Source organism: Micromonospora sp. NPDC005367 (assembly GCF_040606825.1).
In the GTDB taxonomy this organism is placed as follows: domain Bacteria; phylum Actinomycetota; class Actinomycetes; order Mycobacteriales; family Micromonosporaceae; genus Micromonospora.
In genome coordinates this window covers 14,849-41,194 of sequence record NZ_JBEXFP010000038.1, presented here as the reverse complement: position 1 = coordinate 41,194, position 26,346 = coordinate 14,849, and the positions used below count along the sequence as shown (strand labels likewise).

The 26,346-nt window shown below is 70.2% G+C and carries 23 protein-coding genes and 1 pseudogene; 11 read left to right on the top strand and 13 right to left on the bottom strand.

Features of this window, described 5'->3' with window-relative positions; genetic code table 11:
* Positions 1-19: 19 nt before the first annotated feature.
* From ABZS42_RS23440 to ABZS42_RS23420, 5 genes are all read right to left on the bottom strand, one after another.
* Entirely contained in the window at positions 20-1,039 is a 1,020-nt protein-coding gene (locus tag ABZS42_RS23440; protein ID WP_355148569.1) for an ADP-ribosylglycohydrolase family protein, read from the bottom strand.
* On the bottom strand, positions 1,036-1,755 hold the full coding sequence (locus ABZS42_RS23435) for a GntR family transcriptional regulator (protein ID WP_355148567.1): 720 nt from the start codon (positions 1,753-1,755) through the stop codon (positions 1,036-1,038). The genes ABZS42_RS23440 and ABZS42_RS23435 overlap by 4 nt, the downstream gene beginning before the upstream one ends.
* Before the next feature lie 749 nt (positions 1,756-2,504).
* The gene (locus ABZS42_RS23430; RefSeq protein WP_355148565.1) at positions 2,505-4,394 is read right to left on the bottom strand and encodes a CocE/NonD family hydrolase; all 1,890 of its coding nucleotides are present in this window, start codon (positions 4,392-4,394) and stop codon (positions 2,505-2,507) included.
* Between the two features lie 192 nt (positions 4,395-4,586).
* Positions 4,587-5,024 (bottom strand): GFA family protein, encoded by a 438-nt coding sequence (locus tag ABZS42_RS23425; RefSeq protein WP_355148563.1) that lies wholly within the window; start codon positions 5,022-5,024, stop codon positions 4,587-4,589.
* Positions 5,025-5,077: 53 nt separating this feature from the next.
* Positions 5,078-6,283 carry an MFS transporter gene (locus ABZS42_RS23420; protein ID WP_355148561.1) on the bottom strand — a complete coding sequence of 402 codons (1,206 nt, stop codon included), beginning with the start codon at positions 6,281-6,283 and terminating at the stop codon, positions 5,078-5,080.
* A gap of 246 nt (positions 6,284-6,529) precedes the next feature.
* Between ABZS42_RS23420 and ABZS42_RS23415 the strand changes: the two genes are divergently transcribed.
* Both ABZS42_RS23415 and ABZS42_RS23410 read left to right on the top strand, forming a co-directional pair.
* Positions 6,530-7,513: a helix-turn-helix domain-containing protein gene (locus ABZS42_RS23415; RefSeq protein ID WP_355148559.1), complete on the top strand. Its 984-nt coding sequence runs from the start codon at positions 6,530-6,532 to the stop codon at positions 7,511-7,513.
* 201 nt (positions 7,514-7,714) lie between these two features.
* On the top strand, positions 7,715-9,259 hold the full coding sequence (locus ABZS42_RS23410) for an IPT/TIG domain-containing protein (RefSeq protein ID WP_355148557.1): 1,545 nt from the start codon (positions 7,715-7,717) through the stop codon (positions 9,257-9,259).
* 110 nt (positions 9,260-9,369) lie between these two features.
* On the opposite strand, the gene ABZS42_RS23405 is transcribed toward ABZS42_RS23410, so the two are convergent.
* Positions 9,370-9,804, bottom strand: coding sequence for a VOC family protein (locus ABZS42_RS23405; protein WP_355148555.1), 435 nt, complete (start codon positions 9,802-9,804; stop codon positions 9,370-9,372).
* A 113-nt stretch (positions 9,805-9,917) separates the two neighbouring features.
* On the opposite strand from ABZS42_RS23405, the gene ABZS42_RS23400 reads away from it, so the two are divergent.
* Entirely contained in the window at positions 9,918-11,552 is a 1,635-nt protein-coding gene (locus ABZS42_RS23400) for a carboxylesterase family protein (protein WP_355148553.1), read from the top strand.
* A gap of 238 nt (positions 11,553-11,790) precedes the next feature.
* Here ABZS42_RS23400 and tnpA read toward each other — a convergent pair whose 3' ends face one another.
* Positions 11,791-12,207: an IS200/IS605 family transposase gene (gene tnpA / locus ABZS42_RS23395; RefSeq protein WP_355148551.1), complete on the bottom strand. Its 417-nt coding sequence runs from the start codon at positions 12,205-12,207 to the stop codon at positions 11,791-11,793.
* 16 nt (positions 12,208-12,223) lie between these two features.
* On the opposite strand from tnpA, the gene ABZS42_RS23390 reads away from it, so the two are divergent.
* A complete protein-coding gene (locus tag ABZS42_RS23390) occupies positions 12,224-13,465 on the top strand; it encodes a transposase (protein ID WP_355148549.1) in 1,242 nt (413 codons plus the stop codon).
* Positions 13,466-13,486: 21 nt separating this feature from the next.
* Here the strand turns inward: ABZS42_RS23390 and ABZS42_RS23385 are convergent, their stop codons facing one another.
* Positions 13,487-14,389 carry a LysR family transcriptional regulator gene (locus tag ABZS42_RS23385; RefSeq protein ID WP_355148547.1) on the bottom strand — a complete coding sequence of 301 codons (903 nt, stop codon included), beginning with the start codon at positions 14,387-14,389 and terminating at the stop codon, positions 13,487-13,489.
* A gap of 12 nt (positions 14,390-14,401) precedes the next feature.
* On the opposite strand from ABZS42_RS23385, the gene ABZS42_RS23380 reads away from it, so the two are divergent.
* Positions 14,402-15,235 carry a sulfite exporter TauE/SafE family protein gene (locus tag ABZS42_RS23380; protein ID WP_355148545.1) on the top strand — a complete coding sequence of 278 codons (834 nt, stop codon included), beginning with the start codon at positions 14,402-14,404 and terminating at the stop codon, positions 15,233-15,235.
* A 167-nt stretch (positions 15,236-15,402) separates the two neighbouring features.
* Here ABZS42_RS23380 and ABZS42_RS23375 read toward each other — a convergent pair whose 3' ends face one another.
* Complete coding sequence (locus ABZS42_RS23375; protein WP_355148543.1) at positions 15,403-16,116, bottom strand: hypothetical protein; 714 nt, start codon at positions 16,114-16,116, stop codon at positions 15,403-15,405.
* Between the two features lie 125 nt (positions 16,117-16,241).
* Here ABZS42_RS23375 and ABZS42_RS23370 point away from each other — a divergent pair, with 125 nt between their 5' ends.
* Entirely contained in the window at positions 16,242-16,457 is a 216-nt protein-coding gene (locus ABZS42_RS23370; RefSeq protein ID WP_355148541.1) for a hypothetical protein, read from the top strand.
* A 181-nt stretch (positions 16,458-16,638) separates the two neighbouring features.
* Here the strand turns inward: ABZS42_RS23370 and ABZS42_RS23365 are convergent, their stop codons facing one another.
* Both ABZS42_RS23365 and ABZS42_RS23360 read right to left on the bottom strand, forming a co-directional pair.
* On the bottom strand, positions 16,639-17,985 hold the full coding sequence (locus tag ABZS42_RS23365) for a M14 family zinc carboxypeptidase (RefSeq protein ID WP_355148539.1): 1,347 nt from the start codon (positions 17,983-17,985) through the stop codon (positions 16,639-16,641).
* Positions 17,986-18,120: 135 nt separating this feature from the next.
* Entirely contained in the window at positions 18,121-18,537 is a 417-nt protein-coding gene (locus ABZS42_RS23360; protein WP_355148537.1) for a hypothetical protein, read from the bottom strand.
* 252 nt (positions 18,538-18,789) lie between these two features.
* On the opposite strand from ABZS42_RS23360, the gene ABZS42_RS23355 reads away from it, so the two are divergent.
* The 5 genes from ABZS42_RS23355 to ABZS42_RS23335 all read left to right on the top strand — a co-directional run bounded on the left by ABZS42_RS23355 (position 18,790) and on the right by ABZS42_RS23335 (position 24,658).
* Entirely contained in the window at positions 18,790-19,836 is a 1,047-nt protein-coding gene (locus ABZS42_RS23355; RefSeq protein WP_355148535.1) for a LacI family DNA-binding transcriptional regulator, read from the top strand.
* Positions 19,837-19,913: 77 nt separating this feature from the next.
* On the top strand, positions 19,914-21,221 hold the full coding sequence (locus ABZS42_RS23350) for a sugar ABC transporter substrate-binding protein (protein ID WP_355148533.1): 1,308 nt from the start codon (positions 19,914-19,916) through the stop codon (positions 21,219-21,221).
* Positions 21,222-21,336: 115 nt separating this feature from the next.
* A complete protein-coding gene (locus ABZS42_RS23345; protein ID WP_355148531.1) occupies positions 21,337-22,206 on the top strand; it encodes a sugar ABC transporter permease in 870 nt (289 codons plus the stop codon).
* The gene (locus ABZS42_RS23340) at positions 22,199-23,062 is read left to right on the top strand and encodes a carbohydrate ABC transporter permease (protein WP_355148529.1); all 864 of its coding nucleotides are present in this window, start codon (positions 22,199-22,201) and stop codon (positions 23,060-23,062) included. Before ABZS42_RS23345 ends, ABZS42_RS23340 begins: the two co-directional genes overlap by 8 nt.
* Positions 23,063-23,083: 21 nt before the next feature.
* The gene (locus tag ABZS42_RS23335; RefSeq protein WP_355148527.1) at positions 23,084-24,658 is read left to right on the top strand and encodes an FAD-dependent oxidoreductase; all 1,575 of its coding nucleotides are present in this window, start codon (positions 23,084-23,086) and stop codon (positions 24,656-24,658) included.
* A gap of 176 nt (positions 24,659-24,834) precedes the next feature.
* On the opposite strand, the gene ABZS42_RS23330 is transcribed toward ABZS42_RS23335, so the two are convergent.
* Positions 24,835-25,311, bottom strand: a complete 477-nt coding sequence (locus tag ABZS42_RS23330) for a nitroreductase family deazaflavin-dependent oxidoreductase (RefSeq protein ID WP_355148525.1) — start codon at positions 25,309-25,311, stop codon at positions 24,835-24,837.
* A 189-nt stretch (positions 25,312-25,500) separates the two neighbouring features.
* Positions 25,501-26,344: pseudogene (locus ABZS42_RS23325) on the bottom strand (ABC transporter ATP-binding protein); the annotation flags it as partial.
* Between the last annotated feature and the right edge of the window lie 2 nt (positions 26,345-26,346).

The window sequence follows — 26,346 nt, the reverse complement described above, 5'->3', positions numbered from 1 at the left end:
TTCCCTGCGGTGCCGGCCGTCAGCGGGGCTGACGAAGGGCGAGCAGTTGGGTCGCCATTTCTGCCAGTGGAAGATGGTTTGCTTTCGCGATCGTGTCCCGTGCCGTCTGCGGGAAGGATTCGACTCCGTGGCCGGCGCCGGCGATCGCGCCCACCATGGCGGCGATCGTGTCGGTGTCACCGCCGAGGCCCGCCGCGAGCAGGCAGGCCTGCCACGGGTCGTCGGGGTGGACGGCGAGCACCGCGAAAGCCGCCGGAACGGATTCCTGCGTCGCCACGCTCGTCCCGACCAGGCGGTAGATCAGGTCGGTCGCCTCCTCCGGCGTCCGGCCGGCGACGAGTTCGGCGGCCCAGGCGATCCGGGCGGCGATGTCCGCCGCCGCGATCCAGTTGCCGCGTCCGGCGGCGAGCTGCGCCGCCCGTACGGCGGTGGCCGTCGCGGTCGCGGTGTCCGCGCCGTCCAGGCCGGCGCTGACCGCGGCGGCGACCGCGGCGGCGCCGGCGAGGGCGACGCCGGTGTTGTGGGTGACCCAGCTCGCCTCGACGACACGGTCGACGAGCAGGTTCAGGTCGGTTGCGGGTACGGCGATTCCCACCGGCGCGATTCGCATCGCTGCCCCGTTCGTGGTGCCGAACCGGCCGGCCTCCTCGAGGGGACGGCCGGCGGCCACGGCGGCGACCGCGGCCCGGGTCGACGGGCCGAGCAGGTCCAGCGATCCGCGCCGGCGCATGTCGTCCTCCCAGGCGAGCAGCGCCCGGGCGAGCCGGTGCCCGTCGACGTGCCCCCGGCCGTCGAGGAGCAGCTGCCCGAGTAGCAGCGCCTGCTCGGTGTCGTCGGTCACCGTGCCGGCGGGCATTCCGGGTGCGATCGGCTGGTCCGCGGGGCCCGGCTCGAAGCCGGCCAGCCGGCGGTGGCGGGCGACTATCCGCTCGCGCGGCATGGACTGGGTCGGCATGCCGAGCGCGTCGCCGACGGCGAGCCCGGTCAGGGCCCCGACGGCTCGCGATTCGATCGGCACAGCAGGGTATGAGGTGTTCATTCCGACGCCTCCCCGAAGCGCAGGTGCAGCCGGAACCTGTCGGGGTTCAACAGGCTCTCCACGTACTCGACGAATTCACCCCGCGCGTCCCGGCTCAGCCGTTGGGTGCGCAGGTAGAGATCACCGGGGGCGCAACCGAGCAGCTCGGCATCCGATTGCGTCACTCGGGACAGATCCACCCATTCCTCGCCCTGCACCGGCGTGAGTCCGGCGGAGCGCAGCGCCGCGTACAGGGAGCCGGCGAGACCCTGTTCGGGCAGGTCGCGTAGCGGGCCGGTGGCAGGAATCAAGCTCCGTTCGATCGAGATCGCCCGGCCTTCGTCGAGCGACCTGAGCCGGTCGACGGCGACGTACTCGGTTGACGCCAGATCGAACCGCTCGGCCGGCTCGGGCTCGCGGACCAGCTCGAGACGCAGGATGCGTACGGTTGTGGGGACGCCCTGTTCGGCCAGGGCCCGGGACCAGCCCAACCGGTCGTCGATCGCCCGACCGTCGAAGGTCACGAACGATCCCTTGCCGGAGCGGGTCTCGATCAGCCCCTGGCGGATCAGGTCGGCGAGGGCTTGGCGGACAGTGTTCCGGCTCACATCGAACCGGGTGGCGAGAGCGTGCTCGCCGGGCAGTTGGCTGCCGAGGGTCAGGCGGCCAGCGCGGATCTCCCGGGCGAGCTGCTCGGCGACCCGCTCGTGCTTGAGCCTTAGAACCTGTCCAAACATGTTCAGGAGGGTACCCCTCGGCTGCGCACTCGGCCAACGATCAAGATCGGCCCCATGGACGGCGCGGGGTTGGTCAGGCGACAGGAGTTCTGTGCCCGGCGCGGCGTTCGGGCCGGCCGTGCTTGTAGGGCGACGACGCCGGACAGGCTGTACTCCAACGCCAACCTGCACAGCCAGTTGCTGACCACGCTCCGGTACCCCGCGCACCCTTGACCGCCCGGACCGAGCGAACTGCGGCGTCCGTTGGTGCCGCTGGCAGGGCCAGCCAGCACATCACCGGGCATCGATTTTGTCACTCAGATCGGCGCGGGTGCCGACAATGAGGAAATGAGAGCGCAGAGGTACCTGCAGAAGGCGCAACAAGCCGCGGCGCGACGTCGTACTCCGAAGAAGCAACCGGCCTCGACTCGGCATGCTCCATGGCCACTGATGGCGGCGCTGCTCGCGGCGGGAGCGGCCGTCGGAGCCGCGGCGGCACGGCGTCGCTGAGGCGCCGGCCGCGCCGGAGCCGGGACGGCGGGATGGCCTCAGCTGTGCACATTCAAAGGACCCGGGTTCCGACGTCGCGGCGACTTCTCGGCGGTCCGCCGTCCGGCCGTCGTCAGGTCGTACGGTCAGGCGCGGGTGCGCCCCCGCGACCAGCCCTGAGCTGCGGGGTGAGTCTCGGAAGCCGCCAAGAATGGTCCACCACTGAGCGCAGAAGAGGCACCCCCGGGCGAGGGTGCCTCTTGCTGGTTGTCGGCGGATCGTCAGCGCTGCGGGATCCCGGCTCGGCGGGCGGCCTGCTGACCGCCGAGCACGGGCAGCGAGAGGTGACTGACCTTGGTGTCGACGGTGATCGCCGGTCGCGAGGAAAGCGTTTCGGCGGAGTAGCCGCGGTAGCTGCCGACGATGATGACGCCGATCCGATTGCCGGCGGAGAAGACGTAGTCCTCCGGCAGCAGGGGGATGCTGATGTCGTACATCTTGCCGGGCGTCATGGGCTCCGGGGCCGCGACCGAGTCCCGGTTCTGCCCGTCGCGGATCCCCTTGGTCACCCGCCACTGCGTGACGTCGGTCGGCCGGTATGCGACGGGCCGGTAGCAGCCGTCGTCGGATGGGCTCGACTCGCCGTAGCACTGCTCGGGCAGCGTCGTCTGGAGGACGCCGTCGCCGCTCCGGTTGTTCTGCCTGCTCGGCCCGTACTCGACGAGGATCGCACCGAAGTACGCCTCATCGAGACTCGACGACGCGACGACGTCGACCACGGGGGTGCCGGAGATACGTAGGTCCTCGGCCAGCGGCGGGGACAGGAAGGCCAGCCGGTTCCCGTTCGGCTGATCCGGGTTGTTGATCATCATGGCTTCGGTCTGGCTCGGGTTGTCGATGAACGAACGTGTCGTCGGAGCACCCTTGGCCGGGGTGAGTGCGAGGTCCCCGGCGCTGTCGGCCCCGGGTCGCAGCCAGAGGTTGACGTTTCCGGTGCCGGGGATCGGCCAGTCCGCGTACTGTTCCCAGACGCCGACGGACGGTTCCACATCGACTCTCGGCTCACTCATGATCCCGTTGTCGATGCCCTGGAGCCAGTAGTCGAACCAGTGGTGCAGCGTGTCGACCCATTCATCCCGGCGGAACTCGAACGGGTCGATGTGCCCGACGCGGCCCATCCACAGCTTGCGTGGCACGTCGTACGTCTTCAGGGCCTGCCAGAACTTACTGAAGTGGTCAGCTCGGACGTTGTCGTCCTGGATGCCGTGCACGAGGAACACGCTGGCCTTGATCTTCGAGGCGTCGTCCAGGTAGTTCCGCTCGTGCCAGAACGGCGTGTAGTCGCCATGCTCGTCGCCGTCGTCGGCCGCGATCTCGCTCCAGACCGGCGCGCACTTCGCCTGACGGGCCGGGTCGTCGGCCGTGATGGTCCGGGCGAGCGACCCGAGATAGTTGTTGCCCCGCGTGACGATGCCGTTGCCGCGGGTGTAGTCGTAGTAGTTGTACGGACCGGAGATGGGAACAACGGTGGACAGGCCGTCAACACCGGACGCCGCCGCGGCCATCGCCAGCGCCCCGTCGTACGACTTCCCGATCATCCCCGACTTGCCGTTGTGCCAGTCGACCACCACCGGATCGCCGTCGGCGTCGTGCGCGCTCCGCCGGCCGTTGAGCCAGTCGACCACGGCCGGTCCGGTGGCATTCTCGTTCGCGCCCTGGATGGTCGGGCAGCCGGTGGAGCCGGCCGTGCCGACCATGTCGACGAGCGCGATCGCGTAGCCCCGGGGCACGAAGTAGTTGTCGTAGAACAGCGGCCAGCGGTCGAGAAGGCCGTCACCGTCGGTGTCCGCCTTGAGTTCGGACTCGTTGCCGCGCCCCAAGGTGGCGTAGTACGGACTGTTGTCGATGATGACAGGCGCCTTCAGGCCGTCCTCGGTGGCGGCCGGCCGGATGAGGTCGACACGGATCACGTCCTTGACGCCGTCGCGGTCACTGTCGTAGTCGGTGTCGACCCAGACCCGTTCGCGGATCGCATCGGCGTATCCGAACACCGGCTGGGTGACTCCGTCCGCCACCGTGACCGTCGGCGTCTCGATCCGCTCGGCGGCGATCGCCGGCGTCGTCACGGCCAACATCGTCATCACCGCGCCGACCGAAATGATCGTCCTCAAAACTAGCCTCCTCGTCCGGCCTGCGGGCGACGTCTCCTGGCGCGCCGGCGCGACCACCACCGCACGCTACGAAAAGGGCGATTGATCGTCTTCCGGCAGATGCACGAAGTCCGCGGCGCGCCGCATAGGCATCTGCCGAGACGCCGGCGTGGTCGTCGTCGACATCGTTCCGCGATCTCCTCGACGTCCGCGTTACGGCGCGTCGCCATCGAACCTCGCCCGGTCGGGGCTCGGCTCGATCCAGTCCTGGGCCCGACGCCACCACACCTCGGCGGACGGCTTCAGGCCCGAGGGGTCGTCGAGGGTGCCAGCCTTGACGATCATCAGATCGGGTCGTTCGTGAAGGACCGTGAGGATCGGGGTGCCGCACTCGCCGCAGAAGAGCCTGTCTCGGAGGTTCCCGTTCTCGATGCCGACGGTCTGGTGGGACCTGGGCGCGCCCTTGATCTCCAAGGCCTCGCGGGCCACCAAAACGTTCACCGTGAACGCCGCACCGCTGTGTCGCTGGCAATGACCGCAGTGGCACAGGACGATAGCTTCTGGCTCGACGTCGAAGCGGTAGCTGACCGCTCCGCACAGGCAGCGTCCGGTTCGCGCACCGGCACCCGGCACGGAGTCGATGTTGCTCATGTGGAGATCTCCCTTGTTGAGTTCGCTGGGTTTTCGCGTTGCGGAGTTCGTCGTCAGGAATTCCGAGGGAAGGCGTGTTTCCTGCCCCAGATGACGGTCGCCGCGGCGGCGATAAGGAGGAGCAGCGCCGCCCAGGTGATCGACGCGGTGCTCAGGCCCGAGAGCAGAAGACCACCGATGAGTCCGCCGACCGCGATGGAGGCGGAGAAGACCGTGATGGTGACGGACTGGGCGACGTCGGCGGCATCGCCGGTGGCGTTGATCGCCGCGCCGATGAAGAGGCTGGGGGAGCTGCCGAACGCGAAGCCCCACGCCGCGACGGCGACGTAGACCAGCACCGGAGCATCGGTGAGGACGGCCAGCACGAGCACGCTGGCCGCGAAGACCGCGGTGGAGCCCACCACGAGCTTGCGCAGGTGACGGTCGATGTGCGTGCCGACCACGAGAACGCTGAGCACGGAGGTGACCCCGAACGCGAACAGGACCCACCCCGTCTGGCCGGCCATCCCCGCGTAGGAGAGGAAGTCGGTGATGTACGTGTAGAGGATGTTGTGCGCGACCATGTACGCGGCCAGCGCGAGCAGGATGGGACGCAGCCCGGGGATGACCAGGACCTGCGAGATCGTGAAACGTGCCTCGGCCGGCCGTCCCGGCAGGTTCGGAAGGGTCGCCAGGACCCAGGCCATGGTCGCGACGGTCGCGGCGGCCGAGGCGTGGAAGGCGAGCTGCCAGCCGCCGAGACCGCTGAGCCAGGTCCCCACCGGGACCCCGAGAGCAAGACCGATCGGGGTTCCGGCCAGGGCGATGGCGATGGCACGTCCCTGTCGCCCCGCCGGTGCGAGACGGGCGGCGTAGCCACCGAGGAGCGGCCAGATCAGTCCGGTCCCCAGGCCGGCGACGAAGCGGATGACCAGCGTCAGCAGGTAGTCGTCGGAGAGCGCGGTGAGCATGTTGGTGACGGCGACCACACCCAATGCGAGTTGCAGGACGTGCCTGCGTTGCCAGGTGGCCGTCGCCCGCGCCAACGGGATGGCGCCGAGTGCGGTGGCGAGCGCGTAGAGCGTGACGGTCTGACCGGTCAGCGAGACGCTCGTGCCGAGCGTGCGGCTCATCTCCGGCAGCAGCCCGGCGGGAAGACATTCGGTGAGGATGCTGACGAAGCCGGCCAGGAAGAGGCCGAGCAGAGCCCTGCCGGGGAGGCGGTCCCGTCGGGCGGCGGCTGGGGTCGGCGTTACGGATTCGGTGCTGGTGCGGCTCATGGTGACGTTTCCCAGGCGGTACGTGGCCCGTCACGGCACGGAGCGCCCTGGCGTGAGCCGGGACGAGCCGCTGCAGCCGTGACCTGAAGGGCCGGGGCGGGCCACGGCTCGCGGGCCGTGACTCAGGGACCCGTCGAGCCTGCTTCCGGCGCGCGGGGTCAACCAGACACCCGCTTCGTCCACGTCTCGGCTGGCTACCACCGGCAGGGATAGGCTGAGTCGCCGAATCCGAGCAACACTTGAGAAATGGCAGTTCACCGCGCCGCCCGCAGCGCCCTACCGGCCGTCCCGCAATCGGTTCCGGGGCCGGAGCCGGAACGGCCCCTCGACCCGCGCGCGGAGTTGAGCGACTTCCTCCGCACGCGCCGGGCCCGCCTCAAGCCGGCCGACGTGGGGCTCGTCGACCACAGCCGGCGGCGGCGCACACCGGGCCTGCGGCGGGAGGAGCTGGCGCAACTCGCCGGGGTCTCCGCGGCGTACTACACCCGGCTCGAACAGGGCAACGCCCGTAACGCCTCACGAGAGGTGCTGGACGCGATCTCCCGCGTGCTCCAGCTCTCCGACGCCGAGCACACCCACCTGCTGCGCCTGGCGCGACCGAAGCGGGCCCGGCGGCAACCCGAACCTCCCCGGCAGCAGGTGCGGCCCGAGGTGCGAGAGCTGCTCACGGCGATGGAAGGCGTGCCGGCCTACGTGTGGGGCCGCCGCACCGACGTGCTGGCGTGGAACCAGACCGCGGCCGCCCTCTTCGGAGACTGGGCGGCCCGCGCCCCGCAGGAGCGGAACTGGGCCAGGTTCACCTTCCTCGACCCCGCGTCCCGAAAGCTGTTCACGGACTGGGAGTCCAAGGCGTACGACGTGGTGGGACAACTGCGGTTGGGGGCCGGCCTGCACCTGGACGACGGGCTGCTCGCCTCGCTGATCGGTGAGCTCTCCCTCAGAAGCGAGGATTTCCGCAGGCTGTGGGCCGCCCATGACGTCAAGAAGAAGACGTACGGCACGATGCGTCTGTCGCATCCGCTGGTGGGCGACGTGACGCTGCGCTACGAGACTCTCGCGCTCCCCGGTGATCCGGAGCAGTCGCTCGCGACCTACCACGCCGAGCCCGGCTCACCCTCGCAGGAGGCGCTGCGCCTGCTGGCCAGTTGGGGAGCGGATGCCACGCAAGAGCGACCGAGCGGCTTCGCCGAACTGCCGGCCCCGGAACGCGGCGCGCAGCGTCAGCACTGACGCCACCATGTCGGCGCAGACACGTACGGTGATTGCGCACATGCGCTGAGTAGTACAGCCCGTTGCGCGTCGCCCCCTGTCTCGTTTCGCCCTTCGGGTGGCGTGGATCCAGCTCCATGCCCCGACTGAGGCAAACGGGGGAAGCGATGGGATCAGTCCGGCGAAGACTGTCGGTGACATCGGTGGGACTACTGGTGGCCGGTGCCGCCGGTCTGGGGCTGGCGCCGCCGGCGTTCGCGGCCCCGGGCGACGCCGCCGCCCGGGGGGGTGGTCCTCGACCTGGTCGGAAACCCCGGCGACGAGTCGGTCGAGGCCCAGGGCACCTTCGGGAGCGTGACCGCCCCGCCCGGCGGCGGTACGAACAACGAGACGTCGGTGGATGTCACCGTCTCCGATCCGGTGAACGTGGTCGCCGCCGGCACGGTCGCGGAAGTCACCGCCACCCGCGGGCAGATCACGTCGTCCGCCTCGTCCCAGCTCGCCGACTTCACGCTCAGCGTCCTCGGCGTCGAGGTGCTGGACGTCTCCGAGCTGGGGGTGACCGCCCAGTGCCGCGCCGGCAACACCAGCGCCGGAGCCACCGGTGACGACATCACTGTCTTCGGTCAGCCGATCACCATCACTGACACGGCCCAGGAGTTCAGCGCGAACGTCACCGTCACCGGCCTCACCGGCGCCACCCTGCACGCCGTCGTCGACCGGCAGCTCACCGGCACACCGAACAACGTGATCGGAATCAACGTGCGCGCGGTGCTCTCCGTCGCCGGCCTCGACGGCGTCGAACCGGTGCGGTTCTCGCTCGGGCAGGTGATCCTCGCGGAGGCCTCCTGCCAGAGCCCGTCCGTGGTGCCGCCGACGGCGTCGTCCATCTCGCCGACCTCCGGCCCGCAGTCGGGTGGTCAGCAGGTGACGATCACCGGCACCGGCTTCGCGCCGAACAGCACGGTGACCTTCGACGGCGTGGCGGCCACCAACGTGGTCGTGGCCGCCGGCGGGACGTCGTTGACGGCGGTGACCCCACCGGGGGCGGTGGGCCCGGCGACGGTGGTGGTGACCACCTCCGTCGGCACGACAGCTCCGTTGACGTACACCTATCTGGCCGACGGCGCCAGCGCCGAGGTGACCGGCTTGACGCCGGGGGAGGGGCCGACCGCCGGCGGCACGACCGTGACGATCACGGGTTCCGGGTTCACCGGGGCGACCGGGGTGACCTTCGCCGGAGTGGCCGGCACCGGCTTCACCGTCAACCCGGCCGGCACCACGATCACGGTGGTGACCCCGCCGAACCCGGCGGGACCGGCGACCGTCGCGCTGGTCTTCCCGGCCGGCACCGCGAACGCCGGCACCTTCACCTACCGCCCGGTCGCGGTCGCGCCGACGATCGATTCGCTCTCCCCGAACCACAGCGGCACCGCGGGCGGCACCCTCGTGACCGTCCGGGGCAGCGGGTTCGTTCCGGGCCGGACCACCGTCGGCCTCTGCGGACGGACGATCGCCGCGGGTGAGGTCACCGTCGCGACGGACGGCCGGTCGTTGACCTTCCGCACGCCGCCGTGCGCGGCGGGCGACGCCGCGGTCCGGGTCACCACACCGGGTGGTACGTCGAACGAGGTCCCGTTCCACTACCGGGCGAACCTGCCGGTCACCGGCGCCTCGCTCGGCCTGCCCATCGCGGGCGGCCTCACCATGCTGCTCACCGGTGCGGCACTGCTGCTGGCCGCCCGCTACCGCAGGCAGCGGATCTGACCGGCCCGATCCGGCCGCGCCCCGAGTCCCGAGGCGCGGCCCCGCGCCGCCCGGTCGGCGAGGAGACCCTCACTACCCGGGCGGCGCGGAGGCGCCACCTCAGCGGTTACTCAGTCCAGACAGAACTCGTTGCCCTCGACGTCCTGCATGACGAGGCACGACTCGTTCTCCTCGTCGGCGGTCAGCAGCTCCAGGCGTGTCGCACCGAGCGCGACCAGTCGCGCGCCTTCGGCCTCCAGCACGGCCAGGCGCTCTTCTCCGACGAGCCCGGTGCCGACGCGTACGTCGAGATGCACCCGATTCTTGACGACCTTGCCTTCCGGAACGCGCTGGAAGTAGAGCCGCGGCCCCGCCCCAGACGGATCGGCGCAGGCGAACGCCGCATCCTGCTGCTCGGGCGGCAGCGAGCCGTTGTAATCGGCCCAGCTGGCGAAGCCCTCCGGGGGTGGCGGGACGACGTACCCCAACACCTCGCACCAGAAGCGGGCGACGCGCTCAGGTTCCGCGCAGTCGAAGGTGATCTGAACCTGCCGCACCGTTGCCATCGGTCAACCATAAGGGCGCGGGCAGCACACGTCCGACCCGGGACATTTGTCACCGCACCCCCGGTACCGGCGAATCTGGCCGGCGCCGTCCGCGCGTCCATAGCGTGACGGGCATGCGTGACCTCCTCGTACGCCTCATTCGACAGACTCGACAGCAGCCGCAGCACAGGGACTCCCGCCGGGGAACCGTGGTGCGGATCCTCAGGTGGAGCGCCCTGGTGCTGACCGTACTGCTCACGGTGCAGACGGCCCCGGCGGTGGCCGCCTCGGCAACGGCCGGGCCGGTCCTACGGACCGACCGCGGGCTGATCCGTGGGGTGACCGGCGACGGCTACCGGACCTTCCACGCCGTGCCGTACGCGGCGCCGCCGACCGGTGACCGTCGCTGGCGCGCCCCGCAACCGGTGACCGCCTGGTCCGGGATTCGCGACGGGCGCGAGCCGCACGAGAAGTGCGCGCAGAACCCGATCTTCGGGTCACCCGTCGGGGTCGAGGACTGCCTCTACCTGAGCGTCACCACGCCCACCACGCCCGGCCCGCACCCGGTGCTGGTGTTCGTACACGGCGGCAGCTTCCAGAACGGCTCGGGCGCCGACTACGACCCGGCCCGACTCGTCACCCAGGGAGACCTGGTCGTGGTGACCATCAACTACCGGCTCGGGGTGTTCGGCTACCTGGGGCTGCCCGCACTGGCAGGGTCCGGCACCTTCGGCCTTCAGGACCAGCAGGCAGCGCTGCGCTGGGTGCGGCGCAACGCGGCCGCGTTCGGCGGTGATCCCCGGAACGTGACCCTCGCCGGTCAGTCGGCGGGCGCGGAGAGCGTCTGCGCACAGCTCACCTCGCCGTCCGCCCGCGGCCTCTTCGACAGGGCGATCATGCAGTCCGGGTCGTGCCTGACCGACTGGCCGGACGCGCTCTTCCTACCGGGCATCGAGGCCGGATCGCAGTTCAGCCCCCGCGTGAAGGTCGCGCAGACCGGTTCGGCTCTCGCCGCCACGCTCGGCTGCCCTGCCGGAGACGCGCTCGCCTGCCTGCGCGCCAAGGACCCGGTGGCGCTGCTCAACGCGACGACCGGGACCGGCGTCGAGGCGTTCATCACCCCGGCGTACGGGACGGCGCTGCTACCGGTCTCGCCGGCGGCGGCGTTGCGGGCCGGGACGGCGCAGCGGGTTCCGGTGCTGGCCGGCAACAACCATGACGAGCACCGAGGAATCCTCGGCGTCCTCGAGATCACCCGAGGCGCCTACACCGCCGCCGACTACGAGGCGATGCTCGGGGCGGCGTTCGGCGATCAGGCGCAGCAGGTGGCCGCGCACTACCCGCCCGAGGCGTACGAGACGCCGGGCCTGGCATGGGCAGCGGCCGCCACCGACCGGATCTGGGCCTGCCCGACCCTCACCACCCAGCGCCTGCTCGCCCGACACGCCCCGACCTACGGCTACGAGTTCGCCGAAACGCACGGACCGGCGCTGACCGCGGACTATCCGTGGGGCGCCGCGCACGGCTACGAGCTGCCGTACCTCTTCGACATCGCCGACTTCCTGACGGTCGGCACGGTACAACCGCAGCTGGCCGCCGACATGATCAGCGCCTGGGCGCGTTTCGCGACCACCGGGCGGGCACCCTGGCCGGCCGTACGCCCGAACGCGGCGTACCACCGGCTCTTCGCCGCCGACCGCACCGGCGGTGTCGATCTGGCGGCCGAGCACCAGTGCGCCTTCTGGGACACCATCGCCGCGGGTGCCTGATCCGCATCAGGTCCGGCGCTGTCTGCGGCGCCGGACCTGATCGACGAGGCTCACCGGCCCTCGCCGTCCTGGCGTTGCTGCTGGTCGCCCCTGAAGCCCGTGCATCGCGACAGGCGCCAGATAGTTCGACCACGCGCTGCCGACCGACGCGGCTACCGGGATGCGGGCCAGTGCTCCGGCCTTCAGGCCGGGGGTGAAGGGCCGCGCTGGGGTGGGCCGCCAAGGCCGGAGCAGTGCCTTACGCTGGGCGGTTCTGCTGCTCGATGTACTGCTTCACGACGGTCAGCGGTGCGCCGCCGACGGAGCCTGCGAAGTACGAACCGGACCAGAGTTTGTTGGTCTGGTAGTAGTGGCGCGCGAGGTCGGGGAATTCCTGCCGTAGGCGGCGCGAGGAGACGCCCTTGAGGGAGTTGACCAGGCGGGCCACGGCCACCTTGGGCGGGTAGTTGACGAGCAGGTGGACGTGGTTGTTCTCGCCGTTGAACTCGACCAGTTCGGCCTCGAAGTCGGCGCACACGTCCCGCATGATCGCCTCCATGCGGGACAGGTGCCGGTCGGCGAACACCTTGTGCCGGAACTTCGTTACGAAGACCAAGTGGACATGCATCGCGAAAACACAGTGCCTGCCGGTTCGGATGTCTTGAAGCTCAGCCATAAACCAACATGGTACGGTGCTTTCCGTGCAGCTCCGTTACCAGTTCCGCGTGTATCCGACGCCCGGCCAGCAGATCGAGCTGGCTCGGGCGTTCGGGTGCGCGCGGGTGGTGTTCAACGACGGGCTGCGCCTGCGGCAGGAGGCCCGCGAGGCGGGCTTGCCGTACGTGTCGGACGCCGAGCTGTCCAAGCAGGTCATCACGCAAGCCAAGGCGACCCCGGAGCGGGCGTGGCTGGGCGAGGTGTCGGTCGTGGTGTTGCAGCAGGCCCTGGCCGATCTGAACACCGCGTACCGCAACTTCTTCACCTCAGTCACCGGCAAGCGTAAGGGCCGCAAGGTCGCCCCGCCCCGCTTGCGGTCCCGCAAGGACAACCGGCAGGCCATCCGGTTCACCAGGAACTCCCGGTTCAAGGTCCTCCATAACGGCCGCCTGCGACTGCCGAAGATCGGCGACCTGGATGTGCGCTGGTCACGGTCGCTGCCATCGGACCCGTCCAGCGTGGCGATCATCAAGGACGCGGCCGGGCGGTACTTCGCCTCGTTCGTCGTCTCGACCACGGACGAGCCGTTGCCCGAGCTGGACTCGGAAGTCGGCATCGACCTGGGCCTGACGCACTTCGCGGTCCTGTCCGACGGCACGAAGGTGGCCGCGCCCAAGTTTCTGCGCCGTGCGGCCCGCAAGCTCAAGCGGTTGCAACAAGCCCTCTCCCGCAAGCGGCGCGGGAGTCAGAACCGCAAGAAGGCCGTCGTGAAGGTCGCCAGGGCGCACACCCGCGTGGCCGACACCCGGCGGGACTGGCAGCACAAGCTGTCCACGACGATCATCCGTGAGAACCAAGCGGTGTACGTCGAGGACCTTGCCGTTGCCGGACTCGGCCGGACCCGGCTGGCGAAATCCGTGCACGATGCGGGCTGGGCCAGCTTCACCGCCATGCTGGAGTACAAGGCCGCGAAGTGCGGCAGGGCATTCGGCCGGGTGGACCGATTCTTCCCATCCACCCGCATGTGCTCGCAGTGTGGCCGCATCAACGACAAAATGGCCTTGAACGTCCGGTCGTGGGACTGCCCCTGCGGGACCACCCACGACCGGGACGTCAACGCCGCCATTAACGTGCTCGCCGTCGGGCAGGCGGAGAGCCTAAACGACCGTGGAGCGCACGTAAGACCGGGACTCGTCCCGGCGGCGCGCAGGGAAGCGGTAACCCACCCGGACGCCGCGTGTTCCACGCGCAGCGTGGAGGGAATCTCCGTCCTTTAGGGCGGAGAGGATGTCAAAGGCTCAGCTGCTCGCGTCCGACAGCGCGGCGCGGCGCAGCTGCTCCGCGAGCGCGCCGGTGACCCCGGACGGCCGCGCCGCCTTCGTACCCCAGGCCAGTAGGTGATGCCGGCGTGACCAGGGCTCCTGGAGGTCGCACATCGCCAGCGGTTGGTTCGGGTCGACGGCGCGACGCGGCACGACGGCCAACCCCACGCCGGCGGCGGCGAGCGCGACGACGGTGTTCAGGTTGGCGACGCTGGTGCGGTACCGGGGGACCGGGGCGTGCGCGCCCACGTGCTTCTCGATCCACCGTCGCAGCGACGCCCCAGCGTCGAGACCGACGAGCGGGTGCTCGGCGACCTCGCTGTAGGGCAGCGCGGTCCGCCCGGCGAGGACGCCCCCGGCCTGCCCGATGACCACGAGTGAGTCGTCGCCGAGGGGTTCGGTCTCCAACCCGCAGTCGCGCGCCTCGCCGTCGAGGACGATGCCCAGGTCCGCCTGACCGTCCGCGAGCCTCCGGACGATCTCCGGAGTGCGGTGCTCGGCGATGGTCACGTCGGCGTCGGGGTGTTCCCGGAGGAACGAGACCAGGGCCAGCGGCACCAGCCGGTGCATCGCCGAGCCCCCGGCGAGCAGGACCAGCGGCTCGAACGGAGGGCGACGGTAGCTCGCGACGGCGCCGTCGAGCCGCGCGGTCTGGGTGAGGACGTCTCGGGCGTGCCGCGCGAGCGCCGTCCCCGCGGGGGTGGGGCGGACGCCCCGCCGGCCTCGGATCAGCAGCGCCACTCCGGCGCTCTGTTCGAGCGCACGCACCCGGGCGCTCGCCGAGGGGAGGCTCAGGTGCATCCGGTCGGCGCCCGAGGTGATCGAACCCTCGGCGACGACGTGCAGGAAGAGGCGTAGATCGTCCAGGTCGTACCGCATCCCGCCCAGCCTATGGCACAGCCTAAGGCTGGCTACGTCGATAGCGCATTGTGCAGCACCGGCGGCACGGTGATGCTCGGCCTCATGCCGGAGATGATGCTCGTGATGTTCGCCGGCCTCGCCGCCGGGGCATTGAACGCGATCGGCGGCGGGGGGACCTTCGTGGCGCTTCCCGCCCTCGTCGCCGTCGGCGTGCCGCCGGTCACCGCGAACGCCTCGACGACCGTCGCCCTCGTGCCCGGGGCCGTGGTGAGCGCCTGGGTCTACCGCAGAGAGCTCGGCCCGGTCGGGAAGACCTCCCTGACCGCGCTCACCACGGCCAGCGTGCTCGGCGGCGGGATCGGGGCCGTACTGCTGCTGGCGCTGCCCTCCGCGACGTTCGACGCGGCGGTGCCGTGGCTGCTCGCCTTCGGCACGCTGGTCCTCGCCTTCGGGCGCCGGCTCACCCGCGCCCTGACCGCCGCGCTGGGCCGGCCGCTCGACCTCGGTGGCCGCGCGATCCTGCTCGGGCAGTTCCTGCTGGCGATCTACGGCGGATACTTCGGCGGCGCCGTAGGCATCCTCATGCTGGCCCTGTGGGGGATCGGCCTCGGACTCGACACCGCGAGCAGTAACCCGGCCCGAGTCGCCCAGGTCACCGCCGTCTACCTCACCGCGACCGCGTTCTTCCTCGTCGCCTCGGACGCCCTGAACGACCCGCTCCCTCTCGCCACGATGCTGACCGGCGCGGTGGCCGGAGGCTTCGCCGGCGCCCACGTCGCGCGTCGCCTCTCCGCCCGGCTACTGCGCGGCATCATCCTGGCCACCGCCGCCACCATGACCATCCTCTACTTCCTGCGCGGGTGACCCGGGCCCGGGCTGCGGCCGCGACCTCCCGGTCATTGGCCCGGTGACCCACCGTGCGCCGTCGGTGTCGGGGCCGGCATCGACGGGAGGGACTGTAAGTCGCGTGTCGGCGCGGTGGCGGCCGGGCGACGAACCCGTTACTCGTTCGACGCCCCGCCGCGTCGGCTTCAGGCCAGCAGGCTCTCGCGCATCCTTGCGCCCGGATTGATGCCACCGACCACACCCCGGTCGCTCGGGTCGTGTACGTGGACGGTGTTGTTGCGGCGCATCAGCTCCCGGACCGGCGGCGGCAGCCGGGGTGGGTCGTCCATGGCCGCGAGAATCTGAGCGGCGCTCGTTATCAGTCGATCGGCCAGGCTTGCCGCGTCGCTGTCGACCCGCACCCGGCCGTACTCCCAGCCGGCGGTGGTGAGGTCGAGCACCTCGAAGACGCTGGTCGCGAGTGGATTCGGGTCGGTCACCCGGTCGAGGCGGGACGCCCGGCTGCCGACGACCGTGACGGCGGCGGTCAGCTGCGCGTACGGGTGGAAGCCGGACGGCAACGCGAACAGCGGCCACCGCAGCGCGTGGCCCGCCTCCTTCCACAGCGGCCGGTAGTTCCGCCGGTGCACCAGGAGCCGACGGCCGGTCCGTCGGTGTATCTCGTGGGCCTGAGCCTGTAGGTCCGCGTGGGCTTCGTCGGCGACCTGGCTCACGATCCGGGCCGCCGCCACCAGGCCGTCGTCACCGTCGAGCATCGCGGTCACGGCCTCGACCTGCTCGGGAAAGCGCACCTGCGCGCCGGCGCCGTACCGGTGCTGGACGTCGTGGTGCAGCGCCGCCTGTCGCCCCGGGTCGAGTTGAACTCGCCCGCCGCCCAGCAACCGCCGCAGCCAACGCATTTCGCCTCGTTTCAGCATCGCCGTCCCGGACCGCGGCAATGCTAATGCGTGGGACTTAGCCCCTTCGGTGACGGGGTGGGGGAGCAGGCGAGCCAGGGCTCCTGCCTCGTACGGCGTCGGAGCCGGTGTCCACGGGATCGCCCATCGGCGAGGTGCTCGGCCTTCCGACCGCCTCGGTGACACCGGCGCAGGCCGTCGAGCACTTCGGCGGCTTCATCGGCACGTTCTTCGGCATGGACGTGCGGGCGTCGAGTGCCGCGACCCGCGCCGCCTTCGACTGGACGCCGACCGGACCGACGCTGCTCGACGACATCCGGGCGGGCGCCTACACCGCGGAGTGAGTCAGATCCAGCCCCGCTCGCAAGCGGTACGCGCGGCGGCGTACCGGGGCGGCGCCCCGAGCGTGGCCATCGCCGCCGTCAGGTCCTCCACGGGCCCTGACGTTGTCGGTCGCCAGAAGGTGCGGGGCGGCAGGTGCTCACCTGCCGCCCCGCGTGCCGTCGAAGGGTCAGTTGCTGGACGTCAACGGAGATCCTTGCGGTGGAAGTCGCGCTTGCACTGCTTCAGGTCGACCTCGACGCGCTCACCCAGGTCCACGTTGACCCGGGCGGTCTGCAGCACCGTGCCGTCCGGACGCTCACAGGTGAGAATCCACGGTTCGGTGTAGAAGCCGGTCTGGTTTCCGCGTACGCCGTCGGCCTGGTAGGCCGGAACGGGCCGGTACGACGGGTTGACCGCCCAGCGGAACTTGCCGTTCGGCCGCACGACGTCCAGGTCCGAGCTCAGCGTGGTGGTGAACGACGTCGGCCGGACGCTGCCGTCGGGCTGCGCGTACGGGCTGGTGTACATGTCGAAGGACTTGGTGAGCCGCAGCACCGCGTCCTTCGGCGCCTTGCCCTCGATGATCGCGTGCTCCGTGGAGTCCGCGGTCGTCTCGAGCGCCTCGAGCATCGCCGAGCGGTGCGCGGCGTACGTGTCGAGGACCTGCGTCTGGAAGGTCCGGGCCACACCGGCGTTCGGGCAGGTCTCGCTGGTGATGGAGAGGCCGCGGGTCGCGTAGTACGCCCAGTCGATCGCCTCACCGGTCGTCTCGTAGTCCTCGGCGGAGGGCAGCGCCCGGTACGTGGGCCCGTACTGCGCGGCGACGGTCGACGCTAGCCGGTGCAGGCGCGGTGTGTCCTGCGCCGCTCCGGCGGCGAGCTGCAACGGCGGGTAGAGCACCACCTGGATGCAGGTGTGCTGGGTGTTGAAAACCGTCGCCTGCCTCGTGGAGAGCAACCACGCGATGTTCCTGCTCTCCGGTTCGGACCAGGGGGCGGCACCGGCCGACGACAGCGGCAGCCACCCCAGCCCGTAGTTGCGGTTCATGTCCGTGTTGGTGTCGTTCTGCCGGCGGTTACGGACGAACCCGTCCACGTTCACCACCGGCACGACCACGACGCGCGCCCGGTCGAGCAGGTTCGCGATGTACGGGTCGCGGGCGTTCTCCACCAGGTCGACGGCGAACTCCAGGGTGAGTTCACCGCTGGGCCACTCGTTGCCGTGATGCATGCCCACATCCACGAAGACCGGCTTGCCGTCGTTCGCCTGGACGTTGTTGCTGATCTCGATGCCGCGTACGGTCCGGCCGGAGGTCGTCTTGTAGGGCAGCGTGATCGGCTTGACCAGGTTGGGGTGCTGGGCGGCCAGCTCGGCCATGTCGTTCTCGTAATCGGCAAGCGTCCGGTACGCGGTGTTGCCACTGGGCAGGGTGGACTCGGCGGCGGCGGCGCCGGTGGCGGGCGCGACCACGGCCCCGAGGCTGAGTGTGAGCGCGGCGGCGGCGGTCAACAGTCGGTGCTTCCATCGGAACGGATGAGCGTCGATCACGAATGGTCCCCTTCTAAGCGGGTGGTCCGAGTCTGCAAATTCCTTCGCTCGATCGATGGACTTGGTTATCTCTATCCAAGAGCGCCGCCGGTGCGCGGGCCACCCGACAACGATCTCCCTTTGGTAACTACCGCTCTAGTTCAGGCAGTGCACCCACACCACGGCTCTGGACGGCCAGTTGCCAGTGCCCCCGATGTCGAGGACTCCGAGTTCGAGCCGCTGCCCGGATGACCCGGGGAGCAGGCAGGTGGGGTCGGTGCCGCCGTGCATCTCGCCTGCGGCGTCGGTCCAGGGGACGTCCGCAATCAGCGCCAGGCCCTCACCTTCGCGGGTCCCGCTGTCGGCGGTGAAGCCGATCGCCGTGCCGTCGGAGTTCACCCCGGTCACCATTCCCTGGAGGATCGCCGGCTCGCCCCTGTCGCGGTTCACCTGCCAGGTCACCGCTGCGCCGAGCAATGTGCCGGCAAGGACCAGGAAGGGAAGCGTCCAGAGGGGAACCCGCAGGGTCCGGGATGTTGGCACGGTCGGGTGGGACGAGGCAGGGGTCGACATCGCGACAGTGTAGTGATCAGCAGGTGTAGATGAATCGCCCGTTGCAGGCGTTGCCGGCCGTTGTTGGACGAAGGCGAGGGGCCGTGGCGCTCGCTGTTCGGGCATCGCCTCAGCGGTGACGCGGCCCGGGAAGATCCATGCCGCGAGGGGATGTTGATCTCCGACCACGGCGACGCCGGGTGGCTCCGGCGGCCCGAAAAAAATTTCTGCCTACGGGTTGACCGCTCGAATGTCCGTGCGTAGCGTCCGCTTATGCGCATAAGCGGATCGGGGCGGAGCGGCCGGTCGCGGGTCTCGCAGGCAGACATCGCACGGCAGGCCGGCGTCACGCAGGCGGCCGTGTCGATGATTCTGCGAGACCGGGCCGATGGCATCCCGGAGGCCACCCGCCAGCGGGTTCTCGCGATCGCGCGGGAGCTCGGCTACCGCGCGGACCCACTCGCACGCCGGCTCGCCAACGGCCGTAGCCAGATCATCGGCGTGTTCACCTACGAGAAGGTGTTCCCCGTCGCGCACCGCACCTTCTACCACCGATTCCTCCTCGGCATCGAGGAGGCGGCGGAGGCACACGACCAGGACCTTCTGCTGTTCACGAGCGCCGCCGGGCGACGCGACGGCAACAGCGGGGGAGTGCGTACCATCTATGCCTCCGGCGAGAACAAGCTGCGGCTGGCCGACGCGACCGTGCTGCTCGGCCGCGACGAGATCCCTGCCGAACTGGAGCAGCTCTCCGCCGACCAGTACCCGTTCGTCTTCATCGGCCGCCGCTTCCTCGCCGACGGACGCGAGGTGCCGAGCGTCGCCCCCGACTACGCCGCGGCCACCCGCGCGCTGACGCAGCGCTTCGCCGCTCTCGGCCACCGGAAGATCGCGTACCTGGGCGCGGACCAGAGCTTGCCCGCCTCGATCGACAGGCTCTCCGCGATCACCACCAGCGAGCTGGACGCACAGCTGCACTTCGCACCCGTCTCCGAGGTCGACGAGGCGCTGCTCCACCGGCTGCTCGATGCCGGGGTGACCGGTCTGATGCTGGAGAACAGCGAGTACGCCGACCTGGTCGGCGGACTCGCCACCAAGGTGGGCGCGGAGAGAAACGCGCACCTGGCGCTCGCCGTGGCAGGGCTGACGGAGGAAGACGGCATCGACACCGCCTGGTCCGGCTTCACCGTCCCCGGCTATCGCATCGGCCACCTGGCCGTGGAGGAGCTTCTCGCGCAGCTGGAGGGCGCCCCGCCGGGCTGCCGGCTGGTGCCCTGCCCCGAGGCGCCCGGGCGAACCCTCACCGCCGTGCCCCGCTAGACACGGCGCCCCCGACAACCACATCCATCCGAAATTCCTGAAGATTCCCATTCCCTCGCACCAGGAGGACCATCAGCATGCGACGACTCCGAGCCCCCCTGCTCGGCGCCGCGGTGGCGGCCACCCTCGCCGTCACCGGGTGCGGTGTCGGCAGTGGCGACAGCGGCGGCGGTTCAGACAACATGACCATGACTGTCTGGACCACCAACCCCGACCAACTGAAGCTGCTCAACGACCTCACCGCCGAGTTCTCCAAGACACACGGCGGTGGCAAGGTCGAGATCCAGTCGATCCCCCAGGCGGACTACCTCACCAAGATCTCCATCCGGCTGTCCGGGGGCACCCCGCCCGACCTCGGGTGGATGGGTGCCCCGGACGCGGTCGGGATGGCGAAGAACGGCCAGCTCGTGGACCTCGGGCCGCAGCTGAAGGAGGACGCCTCGTACCAGTTCGACGACTTCGTGCCGGCCTCGTTCACCAACTGGCAGAGCGGCGACCAGGTGTGGGGCGTACCGTTCTCGACCAGCCCGTTCTTCACCATCTACAACAAGGACCAGCTCGCCAAGGCCGGCGCGCCGGATCCCGCGAAGCTCGCTGCCACCGGCGACTGGACCTGGCAGGCCCTGAGCGACCTCGGCCGTAAGGTGCAGCCGAGCCTGCCCACCGGAAGCTACGCCTTCCAGAGCAACGACGGCGGCATCTACGGCAAGCTCGTCTGGACCACCCTGGAACCGCTGATCCGCGCCTACGGTGGCGAGGTCTTCGACCCCGACACCGGCCAGTGCCAGCTCAACTCCCCCCAGTCCGTGGCGGCGGTCGAGGCCTACCGGGCGATGGCGTTCACGGACAAGACCGCGGTGCCACCGGGCAACGAGGCCGACTTCTTCGCCGGCAAGGCCGCCGTGACCTTCACCCAGACCTCGCGGCTCAGCCAGCTCAAGGGCGCGGGCTTCGACTGGGGAGTCGCCCCGCTGCCCGCCGGGCCGGGTGGCCCGGTCAACTTCACCGGGCAGGCCGGCCTGGTCGCCTTCAAGGGTGGCAAGCACGAGAAGCTCGCCACCGAGCTGATCAAATACATCAGCGGCAAGGAAGGCACCCAGAAACTCGCCTCCTTCTTCCCGCCGGCCCGCAAGTCGGTGCTCGCCGAGGCAGAGCAGATCTACGCCCAAGGCCCGCTGCCGAAGGATGCGATCAACTCCGTGCTGGTGTCCGGCATCGAGAAGGGTTACCCGTTCCGTTACCCGTCCGCGTGGGCCGAGGTGCTGCAAACCTCGGCTCCCGTCTTCGACAAGCTCTGGGCACGGAACGCGAACACGCAGGACGTCATGAACGACCTGTGCCAGCAGCTCGACCCGCTGCTGAAGCGCGACGTCGCGGGGTCCTGACGTCATGACCACAAAGTCAGCGACGGCGCCGCCGTCGCCCTACCAACCCTTATCTGGGCGCGCGACACAAGGCCGGGCAACGCAGGCCGGGCGCTCGGCGAGGCGTACGCGGCGCATGCGCGAGACGCTCACCGCGTACCTGCTGATCAGCCCGCAGATGTTGGGCTTCCTCGTCGTCGTCCTGATCCCGCTGATCACGGTGCTGGTGCTCAGCTTCACCGACAGCAACCTGCTCGCCCCGGACGCTCGGTCCGTGGGGCTGGACAACTACCGGACGATGGTCACCGAGGATCCGGCGTTCTGGCGATCCGTCGTCACCACCGGAATCTTCGCGTCCGGACTGGTCGTGATCAATGTTGCGATGTCGCTGTTCCTGGCACTGGTGCTGCACCGCAAGCTGCGCGGCGCGCAGCTGTTCCTGGCACTCGCCTTCCTGCCCGTGGTGACGTCCCAGGCGGCGTGGGCCATCGTGTGGAGGTTCCTGCTGCAGGGTGAGGGCGGCACCGTCAACAGCCTGCTCAGCGTCTTCTCGATCAGCGGGCCGAACTGGCTGTTCGAGGCGAAGCCGGCGCTGGCCGCGGTGACCGTGGTAGCCGCCTTGAAGACCGTCGGACTGAAAGCCGTCATCTTCCTGGCGGCGCTGCGCAGCATCCCGAAGGAGGCGGTCGAAGCGGCCCGTCTCGACGGGGCCGGCGAGTGGCAGGTTCACCGGCAGGTGATCCTGCCACTGCTCGCCCCCACCACCCTCGTGGTCGTCATCATCACGCTCATCGGCTCGTTCCAGGTCTTCGACTACATCATGTTGATGACGAACGGCGGCCCGTCCCACGCCACCACCGTGCTCGCCTTCGCCATCTACCAGCAGGGCTTCGAACTGATGCGCACCGGCTACGCCAGCGCGCTCGCCGTGGTGCTGTTCGTGATCACGCTGGGCCTGGTGGCCGTGCAGTGGTGGGCCCGTAAGAAGTGGGTGCACAGTGAGTGATCAAACCTCCGGCCGGGCGGCGCGCCTTCGGCCCGTGGCGCTGCGCGTGCTGTTGTACGTCCTGCTCGTCCTCGCCGTCGCGCCGCTGGTCTTCCCGTTCCTGTGGATGGCCTCCAGCGCGCTCAAGCCGCCGGCCGAGATCTTCTCGTACCCGCCGCGCCTGATCCCGCAGCACGTGGCGTGGGAGAACCTCAGCGAGGTGTTCCGCCTCCAGCCGTTCGCCCGTCAGATCTGGAACAGCGTCTACATCGCCGCGGCCGTCACCGTGTTGACCTGCGCGTTGTCGCTGCTGTCCGGGTACGCGTTCGCGCGGCTGCGGTTCCCCGGCCGCAACCTGCTGTTCTTCCTGCTGCTCAGCGCCCTGATGCTGCCGGCTGAGGTCACCCTCATTCCGCTGTTCAAGATGCTGCGCCTGGCCAACCTGGTCGACACCCACGTGCCGTTGGTCATCCTGCCGGTGTTCGGCGCCACCGGTGTGATGGCGACCTTCCTCATCCGGCAGTTCTTCCAATCCCTGCCGCCCGAGGTGGAAGAGGCGGCCCAGCTCGACGGGCTGGGCCGGCTCGGCATCATCTGGCACATCGCGATGCCGCTGGCCCGGCCCATGCTCGGCGCCGTCGCGATCATCGCGTTCCTCGCGAGCTGGAACTCCTACCTGGAACCGCTGGTCTTCCTCAACCGGGTGGAGCTGTTCACCGTGCCGGTCGCGATCACCGCGTACACCGACGCGACCGGGCATCCGCTGTGGAACGTGCAGATGGCGGCGACCGCAATCAGCACGCTGCCGGTGCTCCTGGCGTACGTGCTGGCGCGGCGCCAGATCACCGACAGCCTCGCACACGCCAACTCCCGTTAGACCCCCGACCGAAAGATTCACATGGAACTCGACTGCGACGTCCTCGTCGTCGGCGCGGGCTGTGGCGGCGTGGCCGCCGCCCAGTCGGCAGCCCGGCTGGGACAGACCGTCATCCTGACCGACTCGACCGACTGGATCGGTGGGCAGCTCACCGCCCAGGCGGTTCCGCCCGACGAGCATCCCTGGGTGGAACACACCGGGGTCACCGCGTCGTACCGTCAGATGCGCGACGCGGTACGCGAGGCGTACCGCCGCAACCGTCCGCTGACCCCGGCCGCCCTGGCCGCGGCACACCTCAACCCCGGCGAGGCCTGGGTCAGCAACCTGGCCGCCGAACCGACAGTCGTGCACGACGTCCTCCGCGACATGCTGCAACCCTGGCTCAGCATGGGTCAGGTGCGCCTACTCACCCGGCACGAGCCGATCTCGGCGGAGGTCAGCTTCGACCGGGTCGACGCCGTCACCTTCACCGACACCCGCGAGGGCGCGACGGTCCGGATCACCGCCCGCTACGTCCTCGACGCCACCGAAGAGGGTGACCTGCTGCCGCTCACCGGGTGCGAGCACGTCCTCGGAGCGGAGAGCACGGCGGAGACCGGCGAACTGCACGCGCTGGCGGGTCCGGCCGACCCGCACGACCAGCAGGCGATCACCTGGTGCGTCGCGCTCGAACTTCGTCCGGGCGAGGACCACACGATCGACCGGCCGAAGGAGTACGACTTCTGGAAGAGCTACCGCGCAGCGCACTGGCCCGGCCCACAACTCGGCTGGGTGACCGAGGAGCCGGAGACCGGTAAGCCACTGCGGCGGCCCCTCTTCGGCGCGCCCGGTGAACGCGACCTCTGGACGTTCCGCCGAATCCGCTACGGACAGCACGTGAATCCGGCCGTCACCGACATCACCCTCGTGAACTGGCCGCAGATCGACTACTGGCTCACCCCGATCACCGGTGTTTCCGCACCGGAACGCGCCGCGGGTCTCGAGCGTGCCCGGCAGCTCACGCTCTCCTTCGTCCACTGGGTGCAGACCGAGGCGCCACGCCCGGACGGCGGGGCGGGCTATCCGATGCTGCGTCCGAACGGTGACGTGCTGGGTACGACGGACGGGCTGGCGGCCGTCCCGTACATCCGGGAGGCGCGGCGCATCCGCGCCGAATTCACTGTCCTCGAACAGCATGTCGGCGTAGAAGCTCGACCAGGAGCAACCAGCGCGGAGACCTTCGCCGACAGCGTCGGAGTGGGCTGCTACCGCATCGACCTGCACCCGAGCACTTCCGGGCGCGGCTACCTCGACATCGCGACGTACCCCTTCCAGGTTCCGCTCGGCGCCCTGGTGCCGGTCCGGCTGGAGAACCTCGTGGCAGCCGGCAAGTCCCTCGGCGTCACACACATCACCAACGGCTGCTATCGGCTGCACCCCGTCGAGTGGAACGTCGGCGAGGCCGCCGGAGCGCTGGCCGCGTTCAGCATCAAGCGAGGCGTACCGCCCCGCGCGGTGCGGTCGAAGCCCGAGCTGTGTGCCGAATTCCAGGCCACCCTGGCCGACCTGGGCGTCCAGATGCACTGGCCGGACGACATCCGCGTGCAGACCCGGTGACGGGTTCCGGCCTCGCGGCGGCCGACACGGCACGACACCGGCGACCATGAGCCGTCCGGCGGTCCGCCGTCGGCACCGGCTTCCGAAGCCCGTGCCCCGGCGGACCGGCCGGTCGACCCCCGGCGTTGGTCGACGCAGGACCTCCCGGCGGCGATGCCTGGCCGTCAACTGGTCAGCTACCCGGCGTCGGGACGGGGTGCCAGGATCACCACCGCGGTCTCCGACGGCCGCAGCGTCGCGAAGGCGTCGATGTTCGGGTCTATCTCGCGCCAGCGGGCCCAGAGCCGCGACCGCTCGTCGCCTGTCGCGGCTTGACCGCGTACCAGCCGTCGACCGCCGACCAGGTCGACGGTCGCATCCGGATGTGCCCGCAGGTTGAGCCACCAGGCGGGCTCACCCGCACCCCACCCGTTCATCGCCAGCGTGAACAGATTCGGCCCGTCCTCCAGGTACGCGACGATGACGCTGCGCTGCCGGCCGCTGCGCCGTCCCGTGGTGGTCAACCGCAACGTGCCCCACCGGTCGGCGCGCGGCCGCCAAATGCCGATCCGGCCGCCGAAGACTCGATACAGGGCCCGGTGGACCGACCAGGCCGTACGGATGAACCAGCGCGGCGGAAGCCGCGGTACCTTCGTCCCGTCCTCGACCGGCATGGCGACCTCCTGCGCCTATCAGGCCACGGCCGGAAGAGGGCGTCAATCGCAGCTTCGGTCAGACCCGCGGCGCGAAATGGCCGCCGCCCTGACAGCCGGTAATCTCCTGACATCCGGCTCTGCCAACTGGGGTGCGTACCGTGGGGTCCGACGGTGTCATGGCGCGCGCCCTCAGGTGGTTGTGGCCTGTCCCTGCCGGTCGCGGATGGCCTGGAAGAGGGCGTCTTCCGCACACGGGTCGAGGGCGGACGACGGCTCGTCCATGATGAGCAGGTCGGCGTCGCGAAGGAAGCCGCGGGCGGCGGTGATTCGCTGCCACTGCCCGCCGGAGAGATCCTGTCCGCCGGCGAAGGTGCGGTCGAGCAGTGTCTCGTACCCGTGGGGCAGCTCTGTGATCATGTCGTGGGCGACGGCGCGGGCGGCGGCGGTCTGGATGCGGTCCTGAGCGGGCGCCGCGGTGATGTCTCCGATGGTGACGTTCGTGGCGGCGGTGAACGGCCACTTGTGGTACTCCTGCGTGACGACCGTGAGTCGGGCCCGCAGCGAGGGTGACCTGGTCAACGGCCGCCGCGTCGCGGTCGGGATAACGAAGGCTCACCGCGTCGACCGTGATCTCCCGCAGTGGGCCCGGCGCCGGCAATGCGGAAGCCGGGTCGGTCTGTGGCGGCAGGTAGCCGGCGGCGCGGGCCATGAAGCCGGTGTAGTCGCGGAAATGCTGCCCCTCGGTGTAGACGCGGTCGACCTGGAAGGTGACCACGGCGGGGGAGCGTTGAGCGGATTGGACGGCGATGACGCAGGTCGCGGCGGCGGCGAGGAGGATCTGTCCGTCGATGAGCAGCAGGCCGAGCAGGACGTAGACGACGGCGGTGGCTGCCCCACCGATCGTCGCGCCGACGGTGGTGGTCGTGGTGACCCGGCGGGCCAGGGTGAGCTGGATGTTGGTCTCGACGCCCATGACCCGGTCGTACTGGTCGAGCAGGAAGCCGCGGAGGCCGTAGGAGCGTAGTTCCGGGGCGGAGTCGCGCTCAGCCATCC

Coding starts and splice junctions, on each gene's coding strand:
- ABZS42_RS23355 (WP_355148535.1), top strand. CDS start 18,790: ATGCGCATAAGCGGATCGGGGCGGAGCGGCCGGTCGCGGGTCTCGCAG.
- ABZS42_RS23425 (WP_355148563.1), bottom strand. CDS start 5,024: ATGAGCAACATCGACTCCGTGCCGGGTGCCGGTGCGCGAACCGGACGC.
- ABZS42_RS23440 (WP_355148569.1), bottom strand. CDS start 1,039: ATGAACACCTCATACCCTGCTGTGCCGATCGAATCGCGAGCCGTCGGG.
- ABZS42_RS23375 (WP_355148543.1), bottom strand. CDS start 16,116: ATGCGTTGGCTGCGGCGGTTGCTGGGCGGCGGGCGAGTTCAACTCGAC.
- ABZS42_RS23380 (WP_355148545.1), top strand. CDS start 14,402: ATGGCACAGCCTAAGGCTGGCTACGTCGATAGCGCATTGTGCAGCACC.
- ABZS42_RS23415 (WP_355148559.1), top strand. CDS start 6,530: ATGGCAGTTCACCGCGCCGCCCGCAGCGCCCTACCGGCCGTCCCGCAA.
- ABZS42_RS23405 (WP_355148555.1), bottom strand. CDS start 9,804: ATGGCAACGGTGCGGCAGGTTCAGATCACCTTCGACTGCGCGGAACCT.
- ABZS42_RS23335 (WP_355148527.1), top strand. CDS start 23,084: ATGGAACTCGACTGCGACGTCCTCGTCGTCGGCGCGGGCTGTGGCGGC.
- ABZS42_RS23420 (WP_355148561.1), bottom strand. CDS start 6,283: ATGAGCCGCACCAGCACCGAATCCGTAACGCCGACCCCAGCCGCCGCC.
- ABZS42_RS23400 (WP_355148553.1), top strand. CDS start 9,918: ATGCGTGACCTCCTCGTACGCCTCATTCGACAGACTCGACAGCAGCCG.
- ABZS42_RS23345 (WP_355148531.1), top strand. CDS start 21,337: ATGCGCGAGACGCTCACCGCGTACCTGCTGATCAGCCCGCAGATGTTG.
- ABZS42_RS23350 (WP_355148533.1), top strand. CDS start 19,914: ATGCGACGACTCCGAGCCCCCCTGCTCGGCGCCGCGGTGGCGGCCACC.
- ABZS42_RS23360 (WP_355148537.1), bottom strand. CDS start 18,537: ATGTCGACCCCTGCCTCGTCCCACCCGACCGTGCCAACATCCCGGACC.
- tnpA (WP_355148551.1), bottom strand. CDS start 12,207: ATGGCTGAGCTTCAAGACATCCGAACCGGCAGGCACTGTGTTTTCGCG.
- ABZS42_RS23435 (WP_355148567.1), bottom strand. CDS start 1,755: ATGTTTGGACAGGTTCTAAGGCTCAAGCACGAGCGGGTCGCCGAGCAG.
- ABZS42_RS23330 (WP_355148525.1), bottom strand. CDS start 25,311: ATGCCGGTCGAGGACGGGACGAAGGTACCGCGGCTTCCGCCGCGCTGG.
- ABZS42_RS23385 (WP_355148547.1), bottom strand. CDS start 14,389: ATGCGGTACGACCTGGACGATCTACGCCTCTTCCTGCACGTCGTCGCC.